The organism is Streptomyces griseobrunneus (assembly GCF_046713465.1).
GTDB classification, from domain to species: Bacteria; Actinomycetota; Actinomycetes; order Streptomycetales; family Streptomycetaceae; genus Streptomyces; species Streptomyces microflavus.
In genome coordinates, this window is sequence record NZ_CP177080.1 from 2,409,277 (window position 1) to 2,420,767 (window position 11,491).

Genomic DNA, 11,491 nt, shown 5'->3' on the forward strand with positions numbered 1-11,491 from the left:
TAGCCGCACAAGAACCGAACAAGGGTCACCCGTTCGAGTGATCCAATTGCGGCCCGGCCAGCCAACTCTTCTCACTCCGGGGGCATTTCGCCACATAGATCATTGATCGATAGACAACCCGTGCAGAATGCCGATGCTCCGACGCGTGAACCGAGGCGGCCCCGGGCAGAGTTCCGGCGACTTGCAGGGTTCGGCGGTGGGGGGACCGTTATGGAGTCGGATGACCGGTACGGGACTGCGGGAGAGAACACGGCCGGGGCCGGATTCGGTGGAGCCGTGCCGCCGCCCCCCTCCCATGCGCCGACCGTCGGCCCGCCGCCGCCCGGGGCGGGGCTGCGGGCCGTCGGGGCCGGGTTGCTCAATCTGACCGGGCTGGGGCTCGGTTACGCGCTGTTGGGGCGGTGGGGGCGGGCCGTCGGGTGCTGGGTCGCGACCGGGGTGCTGCTGTTCGTGGCGCTGCCCGCCGATCCGGACGGGGTGCCCGCGCGTGTGCTCGCCGTCCATCTGTTCCTGCTCGTCCTCGCCGCCGCCGACGGGGCGCGGATCGCGCTGCGTTCGGCGCTCGGCGGTTCGTGGCGGCCGGTGGTGGCGGTGGGGCTGGGTGTGGTGCTGCTGGCCGTTCCGGCCGGTGGGGTGGTGGCGTACGGGGCCGCTCAGGACGAGGCGCGGGAGCAGATGCTGCTCGACCGGCTGGCGGGCGGGGACCGGAGGGTGGCCGCCGCGGCCCAGCAGCCGTTCGGGACGGCCAAGGGTGAGTACGCGCAGGCCCTCGACGTCTATCGCGCGCTCGGCCGGGACCATCCCGGCTCCCGGGCGGCGAAGCTCGTGCCCGACCGCCTGAAGGCGTACTACGACGCGGTCTCAGCTCCGTACGACGAGAAGCAGCACTGCGAGGCCGTCGAGCCGTTGACCTATCTGCGCGGCCTGCCGGGCACGGTCGGCAAGAAGTTGCTGGGCGAGCTCGCCGGATGGCCAGACGAGCCGCTCGCCGAGTCGCTGTACGGGTGCGGGGTGTCCCGGCTGGGCGGAGCCGGCGGGGGCTCCACGGAGCTGGGCGAGCTGTTGCGTACCTTCCCCGAGTCCGCGCCGGCGCAGCAGGTGGGGCCGGCGATCAGCGGGCGGATCAAGGAGCAGGTCGCGGCGGTGCGGGGCGACGAGCCGTGTGCGGCCACCGAGGTGCTGCGCGGTCTCGGCTCCACGGCTTCCGCCATGCCCGCCGCGAGCGTCTCCGCCCTGCGCGCCGACGCGGACAAGGGCGTGACGGACGGGGTCTACGCCTGCGGGGTCGACCAGTTCAAGGAGAAGAAGTTCAGCGAGGCCCGCACGACGCTGGCCGGTTTCGCCCGTTCCCACAAGGGTGACGGGCGGGCTGCGCAGGCCCGGAAGATCGCCATCGCCGCAGAGATAGCCGACGACCGGCCGGCCGCGGGCAAGCGGCTGCCGCCGTCCGGGCGGCCCGGCGGGCCCCGGATGGAGCTCGTCATCAGCAATGACGCGCCGAACGCGGTCGAGGTGCTCTACACCGGGCCGGTCACCGGCACCGTCACGCTGAAGCCCTGCGGCGGCTGCAAGCGCTACAGCGCGTCGGCCGGTCCGCGGCTCGCCTGCAAGGACAGCGGCAGGAGCTACCCGAAGGCCCGGCTCCAACTGCCCGCGGGCGACTACCACTTCCTCTACAAGCACGGCACGGGCGCGACCTCCCGGGTGGACAGTTACGCGGCGGGGTCGAAGGTCCAGTCCGGGTACACCTACACCAGCTGCACCTATGTCATCGAGCGCAGTCCCCTGGGGCTCGACCTGCCCACCCTGCCCGACTACATCGAGCCTGCCTCCGCTCCGCCGGTCAGCCCTTCTCGCGTGGGTTCTTCTCGATGACCCGGCCGTCCAGGTGCGCGGTGAGGAAGGCGCCGCCGTACTTGTCGGAGACGTAGACGCGCAGCACCGGACGGTCGTCGTGGAAGGGCGACGACGGGTCCACGATCACGTAACTGCTCTCCGGCTCCGGGATGTTGAGCGTCGTCCTGGCCGTCCGCAGCAGGGCGGGCAGGGCGTCCCAGTCGACGGAGTTCAGGTCGACCGGCTTGTCACCGGACATGAGCGTGCCGCCCATGTCGTCGTTCTTCGCCTGCCCGTCCCGGTAGCTGAACCGGTCGTAGAGGCGGGAGTTGGACTTCAGCGGCGCCTGGGCGGAGGCGTGCTCGTCGTAGAGGGTGAAGTCGGTGACCTTCGTCCCGCCCATCAGCGGCTTCAGTGCGGCGATGGCCTGCCGCGCCCCTTGGGGGGTGAGCAGGTCGACGGGGGTCTCCGGTTCGTCGTCGTCCGCGACCGGTTGGCCTCCGGTGGTGGGCGGGGCCGCGCTCCGGCCGTTCGCCGGGGCGCTCGCCGTGGTGTCGGGGCGGTTGCCCCCCTTCGCGCCGTCGTCACCGTCTCCGCCGAAGAGCGGCGGGTCGGTCATCCAGAGGATCACGCCCGCCAGCACCGCCGCCGAGACGACGGACGAGGCCGTGGTGATCATCCGGGTCCGGCGCAGGAGGCGGCGTCGGCGCGCCTCGTCGTCGGAGACCGTCGGGGAGCCGGAAGGGGACGTGGCCCGGGAGCCGGCGGGGGACGCGGTCGGGTACGTGGTCGGGGTCGCGTACGGGTTGCTCGCGTACGGCTTGCTCGACGCGTCGGCGGGGGTGGGGAAGGCCGGCGGGTGGCCGAACCCGGCGGCGGGGGTCGGCGGGTGGGGCGGCCGGGTGGGTGATGAGGGCTCGGGGCGGGTGGCGGCCGGGGGCGGCCCGTAGGCGCTTCTGGGGTCGGGGGCGGGCTGCGGGCTCGCCGCCTCCGCCAGCATCCGGTCCAGGGTCGCGGCGTCCGGGCGGGCCGGGATATCCCTGGTCAGCAGCGCGGTCAGGACGGGTGCCAGCGCCCCTGCCCGTACCGGCGGGGGCACCTCCTCGTCCAGCACCGCGGCCAGGGTGGCGAGCGTGGTGGCCTTGCGCAGGGGGTGGTGGCCCTCGACGGCGACGTACAGCATCATGCCGAGCGACCAGAGGTCCGAGGACGGGTCGCCCTCGGTGCCCCGGATGCGCTCGGGGGCTATGTAGTCGGGCGAGCCGATGAGGGCGCCCGTCATGGTGAGGCTGGTCGACTCGCGGATCGCGGCGATGCCGAAGTCCGTGAGGACGGGGCGGCCGTCGGTGCGCAGCAGCACATTGGCCGGTTTGACGTCGCGGTGCTGGATGCCGGAGGCGTGGGCGGCGTTCAGCGCGGAGAGGATGCCGCGCCCCAGTTCGGCGGCCTCGGCCGGCTTCATGGGCCCTTCGGCCAGCCGCTCGTGGAGGGAGGAGCCGGCCACCAGCTCCATCACGATCCAGGGGTAGCCGTCCTCGCCGGGGTCGACGATGTGGTGGACGGTGACCACATTGGGGTGGTCGAGGCGGGCCAGCGCGCGGGCCTCACGCAGGACCCGGGCGCGCAGGGTGCGGGCGCCCTCGGGGTCGTACTCCGCGAGCGCCGGGTCCGGGGGCCGTACCTCCTTGAGGGCGACGTCGCGGTGGAGCGCCTCGTCGTGGGCGCGCCAGACCATGCCCATGCCGCCGCTGCCGAGCCGCTCCACCAAGGTGAAGCGGCCGTCGATCACCCGTCCCGAGGGGGCCTCTGCGCTCATGCGCCGTAGCGTACGGGTGCCGTACGACAAGGGGGAGCCGGGGCCGGGGATCGGGACGCGGCGGGGTCAGGCCGAGGCGCGTTTGCGGGGTGCGGCCGTCTTCTTCTTCGTGGTGCTCCGGGCGTTCGACGACGTCTGCTTCTTCGCCGGGGACGAGCTCTTGGAGGAGGCGGAGGAGGCGGAGGAGGTCGACTTGGCTGTTGTCTTCTTCTGCTTCTGCGCTGTCTTCCTGGCCGGGGACGACGAGGACCCTGTGGACTTCTTCGTGCCGGTGGGCTTGGGCGTGGACTTCTGTTGTGCCGTCTTCTTCGTCGGCTCCCCCGATGCCGTCTTCCCCGATGCCGTCTTCTTGATGGGGTGGACGTCCGCCATGTCCCCCTCGTTCTCGGCCTCGTTCTCCTCCCCCCGGGACTTCTTCGCGGCGCGGACACTGCTCTCCAGGGCCGCGATCAGGTCGATGACCTTGCCGCCGCCGGAGTCGTCGGACTCCGCCGGCTGGAACGACTCACCGGAGGCCTTCGCGGCGATGAGCTCCTCCACCGCCTCCCGGTAGTCGTCGTGGAGGCTGTCCATGTCGACCTCGCCGAGGGTGTCCATCAGGGCGTCCGCCAGATCGAGTTCGGCGTCGCGCACGGTGACGTCGCTGTCCGGGGCGACCCCCTCGGGGGCGCGGATCTCGTCGGGCCACAGGAGCCCGTGCATGGCGATCACGTCGTCCACCACCCGGAGCATGCCGAGCCGTTCACGGCCGCGCAGGGCGTATTTGGCGACGGCGACCTTGTTGCTGCGCTTGAGGGCCTCGCGCAGCAGGGTGTACGGCTTGGCGGCCGGGACCCCGTCGGCGGAGAGGTAGTACGCCGCGTCCATCTGGAGCGGGTCGATCTCGTCGGCGGGCACGAAGGCGACGATCTCGATGGTCTTGGCGGTGGGCAGCGGGAGCTGGGCGAGATCCTCGTCGGTGATCGGGATCATCGTGCCGTCGGCGTCCTCGTAGGCCTTGCCGATCTCGCCGCCCGCCACCTCCTCCTCGTCCAGCTCACAGACCTTGCGGTACCGGATCCGGCCACCGTCGGCGAGGTGGATCTGCCGGAAGTGGATCGAGTGGTTCTCGGTGGCGTTGACCAGCTTGATCGGGATGCTGACCAGCCCGAAGGAGATCGCACCGTTCCATATGGACCTCACCGTTCACCCCTTTTGACTGTTAAGGATGGTTGGGCAGTTTCTCGTGTGATTGGTGTGATTCGTGTGACTCTTATCGTATGACGCCGATCACGGAGGTGGAGGGGCGGCGCCTCTCGCTCAGCAACCTCGACAAGGTGCTGTATCCGGCCACCGGGACCACCAAGGGCGAGGTGCTGCACTACTACGCGGCCACGGTGGCGCGGGCGATCCTGCCCCATCTGCGCGACCGCCCGGTCTCCTTCCTGCGCTATCCGGACGGGCCCGGGGGGCAGCTCTTCTTCACCAAGAACCCGCCGCCCGGTACGCCCGACTGGGTGCGGACCACCCCCGTGCCGCGCAGCGAGGACCAGGCCGCCCGGCAGGTGATGGTCGAGGATCTGGCCTCGCTGATGTGGGCGGCCAACCTGGTGGTGGAGTTCCACACCCCGCAGTGGCGGGCCGACGCCCCGGGGACCGCCGACCGGATGGTCTTCGACCTGGACCCCGGCTCCCCCGCCACCGTCGTGGAGTGCTGTGCGGTGGCCCTCTGGCTGCGGGAGCGGCTCTCCGCCGACGGACTGTTCGCGTACGGGAAGACGTCCGGCTCCAAGGGCCTGCATCTGCTGGTCCCGCTGGAGCCGACCCCGTCCGCCGAGGTGTCCGCGTACGCGAAGCGGCTCGCGGTGGAGGCGGAGAGCGCCCTGCCGGAACTGGCCCTGCACCGGATGAAGCGCGCCCTGCGGCCCGGCAAGGTCTTCGTCGACTTCAGCCAGAACTCCGCGTCGAAGACCACCGCCACGCCCTACACGCTGCGGGCCAGGACCGAGCCCACCGTCTCCGCGCCCGTCACATGGGACGAGATCGAGGGGTGCCGCAATCCGGAGGCGCTGGTGTTCCGGGCGGACGGCATGGCCGCGCGGCTGGGACGGTACGGGGACCTGCTCGGCCCCCTGCTCGATCCGGACCGGGCACGACCGCTGCCCGCGGGGGCGGCTTGATCCCGACGACGAGTGCGGCCTGATCTCGACAAAGGGAAGGGTTCAGCCTGATCCCGACGACAGGTCCGGCCTGATTCCCACGGCGGCTCCGGGCCGGACGGCGGAACGCCCCCAGACGCGCCTCGCAACCGGTTCGCCCGGATTCACAGGCTGCGCACAGGTTCTCCCGCCGTCTTCGCGTCATGACAGGGTCATGACCTGGTCACGGCATGAGGAAAGGCCACAAGTGGCGGGTGGATTGTCGGAGCCGTGGTGCACACTCTGCGCAGGCGCTTTCTTCGGGACGCGCCGCAGGGGCGTGGGGAACAGGTGTGCCGGAGACGGGTGGAGCTTCCGGACGCAGCCGTGACGTGGGGAGGGGATGGCGTGTTCTCGGGGATCGATGAGGTCGACTGGGCTTCGATGGAGCATGCCTACGGGCCCGCCGACGACGTGCCGGTGCTCCTTCGGGGGCTCGCCTCCGCCGATCCGGCGGAACGGGAGAGCGCGCTCGACGGCATGTACGGAGCCGTGCACCACCAGGGGGACGTCTACGCCTGCACCCTCGCGTGCATCCCCTTTCTCTTCGAGCTCGCCGTGGACCCGGGCGTGCAGGACCGGGGCAGCGTCGTGGAGCTGCTCACCAGCATCGGCGGCTTCGATCTGGACGAGGACGACGAGGCGGAGATCGACGAGGACGAGATCGAGGGCGCCGCGAACTACGCGATGGCGGCGGCCGCGGTCACCGCGGGGGCCGGGGTGTTCTTCGAGCTGATCGCCGACGAGGACCCCGGGGTGCGGCTGGCGGCCCCGCTGGCGCTGGCCACGCTGCACCGGCACCCCGTGCGGGTCCTGGCGCTGCTGCGGGAGCGCCTGCCCGTGGAGCCGGACGAGGAGGTACGGCTCGCCCTCGTGGAGGCGGCCGGGCGGGTCGCCCTGCGCCACCGTCCGCTGGCGGGGCGGGTGGCCGAGTGGCTGACCCGGCTGGTGGACCGGGAGCACGCGCCGGGGCTGCGGCTCGCCGCCCTGGCCCAGCTCGCGCGCTGTTCGCCCGACGCGCTGCCCCGCGATGTGGTGCCGGTGGTGTCGGGACTGCTCCGGGAGCTGCGGTGCGCGCCGGGCGGCGCACCGGAACAGGACCACCAGCACCCGCAGCACGACCAGGACGGCGAGCCGGACGTCGACGCCGAGGCGGAGCCCGACACCGACCCGGTCGGCTGTACGGAGGTCTCCCGGGCCGACCAGGCCGTGGCGCCGACCCTGGTGGGCCAGTTGCGCGCCCTCTCCGCCCAGGAGAACGCCGGGCGCGGCGCCCCCTGGGCCGCCGATCTGCTGCGCACCCTGCACGTCGGCCTCGACGACCGGGTGGGTGACCGCACGGCTCTCCTCATCGACCAGCTCCGCAGCCCCGACCGCTGGCAGCGCATCGACGCCGTACGGATGAGCGGCGGGCTGATGCGGGCCTGGCGCGGCTCGTACGAGGAGCTGGTGGCGCTCGTCGGCGACCAGCTCTCCGACCCCGAGCCCCGGCTGGCCGAGGCCGCCTCCCACGTGCTGGAGGAGCTGTTCTCGCTGGCCGCCCCCACCGCCGACGCGCTGGCGGCCCGGCTGGCGGCCGATCCCGGTGGCTGGGTGAAGGCGTGGGCCAGCGGTCCACCGGGGCTCGGCTCCACGGTGAAGGCCCTGGCCCGGCTCGGCGACGCCCGCGCGGTGCCCGCCCTGGCGGCGGCCCTGGAGCTGCCGGAGGTGCCGCACGACGTGGGGTTCGCGGTCGGCCATCTCGGCCCGGCCGCCCGTCCGCTGGCGGAGGCGCTGCGGCGCAGGCTCGCCGGGGTGGCGCTGGACGAGGGGGCGTACGACCGGGCGAGCCCGTTGCTGGCCGGGCTGACCGGGCTGCGGGCGGGTGAGGCGACGCCGGAGGTGCTGCGGGTGCTGCGCGGCGCCCCGGAGTACCGGGGCGAGTGGCTGCGTACGGCGGCACTGCGGGCGCTCGGCTCGTTCGGGCCCGCCGCGCGGGAGGCCGTGCCGGAGCTGCGGGCGATGCTCCGCCGTTCGGGGACGGCCACGGAGGCGGCCGAGGCGCTGTGGGCGGTCGCCGGGGACCGGGACGCGGTGCTGCCCGTGCTGATCGAGGGGCTCCAGTCGGACCAGGTGCACGACCGGCGGGCCGCGGCGGCGGCGCTGGGGGCGCTGGGGCCGCACGCGGCGGTGGTGGCGCCCCGGCTGCGCGGTCTGCTCGCCCACGACGAGCTGTGGCTGCGGGTGGACGCGGCGATCGCGCTCTGGGAGGTGTCGGGGCGGCCGGAGGAGAGCATCGAGGTGCTGCTGACCGCCTGGGAGAAGAACCGCCATGTCCGCGTCCGGGTGGCAGAATGCCTGGCACGTATGGGTCCGCTCGGCCCGGCGTCGACGGCGGCACAGGTACTGCGCGCCGAGCTCGCCTGCGTACGCCGTCACAACGCGCTGGACGGCGGGTACGGCAGTCATGACACCTACGAGGACGAAAAGCTCCTGGCGCTGTGCCGACAGGCACTCCGGGGGACGGGGAAAGGGAACACGGCATGATCATTTTCGGTACCAAGGGCTACCTCCACCAGCTGGCCATCCTGACGATGGTGTGCGGCTGGTGCGGCAATCCGGCGGCGCACACCCTGCGCAAGCGGGTCACGAAGTTCACGCTGTTCTTCGTGCCGCTCTTCCCGTTCTCGACGAAGTACGCGACGCAGTGCACGTTCTGCGGCGGGGAGCAGCAGATATCCAAGGAACAGGCCGACCAGCTGCTCGCCCAGCACGCGGCGGGTCCTGACGGCGGCCTCGGGCAGGCCCCGCAGCAGCCGGGCTTCACGCAGCCGGGGCAGAACCCGTACCAGCGCTGAGGCCGTATCGGCACGAAGTGGGCATTGCGCACGGACACGTCCTAGGGTGTAGGCCCCCTGTCGTCCAAGAGAAGGGCCAGCCGTGCGCCCGGTCCGCGTCCCTGCCGTCGCGTCCGCCGTGGCCGCGCTCGCCCTGATCTCCGGCTGCGGTTCGGCCGGCGGCCTGGAGAGCGCCGGCGAGGCCCTCTCCGCTGTCGAGCCCGCCCGCCTCTGGCCTGACCTGCCGCCCGCGTCGGCCGCCCCGTACGACTACGGGGAGGGCGAGACGGCCCGGATCCCCGGGATCACGGTGCCCGGCGGCGATGTGCACCGGCTGGACCCGGTCGCGGTGGTGCAGGCAGGGCTGAAGGCGAAGACCGACCGTGACAGCGGCCTGGACGAACTCCCCGACGGAACGGTCCGGCAGATCCGGGCCTGCCGGACGGCCCCGGACGACTGCCCGGTCCTGAACCCGTACTACTTCGACCTGACCGGCGACGGCAGGGACGAGCTGGTCCTCGGCATCCGGATGCCCGGACGCCAGCTCGCCGTGCGCGCGTACCTGGCCGACCGGGGCGGGCTGACCCGGATCATGTCCACCTCGGACGCCGTGATCAGCGTGGAGCTGGCCGGCCGGGACCTGGTGCTGCGGGCCCCTTCGGCGATCTCCGGGTACGAGTACCGCACCGCGTGGTCGTGGGATGCCCGGCAGCGCGCGATGCTGGCGACCCGGGACGAGATCCTGCGGGCGCCGGAGCGCCGCAAGGACGCGGACCGTGACCGGACCCCGAGCCCCTCGGGCCCGGGCTCACCCTCGGCGGACGGCCGATGAAGCGGCGCCGGTTCCGCTCCCCCGCCTGGACCGCGACCCTCACCTGGAAGTCCGCGGTCTTCCTGACCGTCATGTGCTGCACGCTCGCCGCCCTGCTCGGCGTCCTCGTGCACACCGCGGTGACCCGGCAGACGGTCTCCCACTCCCGCGAGAAGGCGCTGGACCGGCTGGAGGTGGTCACCGACGCGTACGAGGCCGGGGAGCCGCTGCCGCGGGGCTCCGGCATCGACCCGCCGGGGCTGCCCGCCTCGCTGCGCGCCCTGGCGGCGGGCGGCGAGCGCGGCACCGTGGTCGCGGACGGCCCGCACCGGCCGGGTGACCCGGACGGGCGCGGCGGGCCGGCGATGTGGGCGGCGGGCCCGGCGGACGGGCGGGCACTGGCCACCTGGACGGACTACAGCCACAGCGCCCGCACCATCGCGGGTCTGGACCGGGCGATCATCGGATCCTCGCTGCTGGCCATCGCCGCCACCCTGGTCGTGGGCCTCTTCGCCGTCGGCCGGGTGACCCGCAGGCTGCACCAGACGGCCCGGGTGGCCCGCCGGATCAGCGCGGGCGACCTCGACGCCCGGGTCTGCGACCCCCGTACGGCACGTCCCGTGCGCGGTCAGGACGAGGTGGCCATCGTCTCGGGCGCGCTGGACACCATGGCCTCCAGCCTCCAGCGCAAGCTCCAGACGGAGCAGCGGTTCACCGCCGATGTGGCGCACGAGCTGCGCACCCCGCTCACCGGTCTCTCGGCCGCCGCCGAGCTGCTGCCGCCGGGGCGCCCGGCGGAGCTCGTACGGGACCGGGTGCGGGCGATGCGCGCGCTGACCGAGGACCTGCTGGAGATCTCGCGCCTGGACGCCCGTACGGAGCAGGTCGACCTGGCCGTGCACGACCTCGCCCCGCTGGCGGAACGGGTGGTGCGGGCCTCCGGCACCCCGACCGGGGTGCGGGTCGCGGATCCGGCGCGGGTGGAGACGGACCGGCGGCGGCTGGAGCGGGTGATCGGCAACCTGGTGGCCAACGCCCACCGCCACGGCGCCCCGCCGGTGGTGCTGGGCGTGGAGGGCGCGGTGGTCTCCGTACGCGACCACGGCGAGGGCTTCCCGGGGTACCTCCTGGAGGGCGGTCCGCAGCGCTTCCGCACGGACGGCGCAGGCAAGGGTCACGGACTCGGGCTGACCATCGCCGTGGGCCAGGCCGCGGTGATCGGGGCCCGTCTGGAGTTCACGAATCCCCCGGACGGCGGCGCGCTGGCACGGCTGACGCTGCCGGAGTACGTACGCCTCGACGACGGCGATTCCGCCGGGACCACGGGCGACAAGGGCGTGGGGACCACGAATCCGGACACTCGTCACACAAAGTGATGTTTTGCGAACTCTCCGTGGCGAACCTAGCGTGACAAGGGTGAGCCCAGCTCGCGCCCCTCACGGTCCCCCTTTCCTTTCCCATGGAGGCAGCATGTCCCCCCTGTCCCGCCCCTCGCGGTTCCGCCGGATCGGTCTCTGCGTCGCCACCGGCGCCCTCGCGGCGGTCACGGCCGCCGCTCCCGCTCTGGCGGCGGACCCCCAGCCCGTCGACCAGCGCGGCGAGGCCGCGGTCTCGGCCCCGGGCTCCGACGAGCTCTCCGCCTCGGCCCTCCAGCGCGAGCACGAGGCCCGCCAGGAGGCGCAGACGCAGAACCAGGCCCGGCCCCAGGCTCCCAAGCGGACGTACAAGGGACGCGTCATCGCCAAGCCGTACCTGCTGCTGCGCGACAAGCCGACCCGCAGCAGCAAGGTCGTGGGCTCGGTCGAGTACGGCACCGTCGTCAAGATCTTCTGCAAGACCACGGGCGACAACGTCGACGGCAACAACCGCTGGTACCTGCTGACCGACGGCACCTGGGCCTGGGGCTCGGCCCGCTACATCGAGAACATCGGTGCCGCGCCGCGCTTCTGCTGACCTCCCCACCCCCGCATTCCCCGTCCGCCCGGGGAGCCGGTGGCTCCCCGGGCGGACGCGCGCCGCCGCAGGGGGGCGAGCG

At 73.1% G+C, this 11,491-nt stretch carries 9 protein-coding genes; 7 read left to right on the forward strand and 2 right to left on the reverse strand.

Annotated features, from left to right (window positions below):
• The first annotated feature begins 210 nt into the window (after nt 1-210).
• Nucleotides 211-1,875: a hypothetical protein gene (locus tag ACK8N7_RS10515; RefSeq protein ID WP_500442004.1), complete on the forward strand. Its 1,665-nt coding sequence runs from the start codon at nt 211-213 to the stop codon at nt 1,873-1,875.
• Here ACK8N7_RS10515 and ACK8N7_RS10520 read toward each other — a convergent pair.
• Both ACK8N7_RS10520 and ku read right to left on the reverse strand, forming a co-directional pair.
• Complete coding sequence (locus ACK8N7_RS10520) at nt 1,844-3,652, reverse strand: serine/threonine-protein kinase (RefSeq protein WP_500442006.1); 1,809 nt, start codon at nt 3,650-3,652, stop codon at nt 1,844-1,846. The two genes, ACK8N7_RS10515 and ACK8N7_RS10520, sit on opposite strands and share 32 nt — an antisense overlap.
• Before the next feature lie 66 nt (nt 3,653-3,718).
• Nucleotides 3,719-4,834: a non-homologous end joining protein Ku gene (gene ku / locus ACK8N7_RS10525; RefSeq protein WP_500442008.1), complete on the reverse strand. Its 1,116-nt coding sequence runs from the start codon at nt 4,832-4,834 to the stop codon at nt 3,719-3,721.
• Between the two features lie 77 nt (nt 4,835-4,911).
• On the opposite strand from ku, the gene ligD reads away from it, so the two are divergent.
• From ligD to ACK8N7_RS10555, 6 genes are all read left to right on the forward strand, one after another.
• Nucleotides 4,912-5,811 carry a non-homologous end-joining DNA ligase gene (gene ligD / locus ACK8N7_RS10530; RefSeq protein ID WP_403209750.1) on the forward strand — a complete coding sequence of 300 codons (900 nt, stop codon included), beginning with the start codon at nt 4,912-4,914 and terminating at the stop codon, nt 5,809-5,811.
• Between the two features lie 366 nt (nt 5,812-6,177).
• Nucleotides 6,178-8,355, forward strand: coding sequence for a HEAT repeat domain-containing protein (locus ACK8N7_RS10535; RefSeq protein ID WP_403209748.1), 2,178 nt, complete (start codon nt 6,178-6,180; stop codon nt 8,353-8,355).
• Nucleotides 8,352-8,666: a zinc-ribbon domain-containing protein gene (locus ACK8N7_RS10540; RefSeq protein ID WP_015611341.1), complete on the forward strand. Its 315-nt coding sequence runs from the start codon at nt 8,352-8,354 to the stop codon at nt 8,664-8,666. The genes ACK8N7_RS10535 and ACK8N7_RS10540 overlap by 4 nt, the downstream gene beginning before the upstream one ends.
• 82 nt (nt 8,667-8,748) lie before the next feature.
• Nucleotides 8,749-9,477, forward strand: a complete 729-nt coding sequence (locus ACK8N7_RS10545; protein ID WP_403209744.1) for a hypothetical protein — start codon at nt 8,749-8,751, stop codon at nt 9,475-9,477.
• Nucleotides 9,474-10,832: an ATP-binding protein gene (locus ACK8N7_RS10550; protein WP_500442011.1), complete on the forward strand. Its 1,359-nt coding sequence runs from the start codon at nt 9,474-9,476 to the stop codon at nt 10,830-10,832. The genes ACK8N7_RS10545 and ACK8N7_RS10550 overlap by 4 nt, the downstream gene beginning before the upstream one ends.
• 94 nt (nt 10,833-10,926) lie before the next feature.
• Entirely contained in the window at nt 10,927-11,409 is a 483-nt protein-coding gene (locus ACK8N7_RS10555; protein ID WP_403209740.1) for an SH3 domain-containing protein, read from the forward strand.
• Nucleotides 11,410-11,491 lie beyond the last annotated feature (82 nt).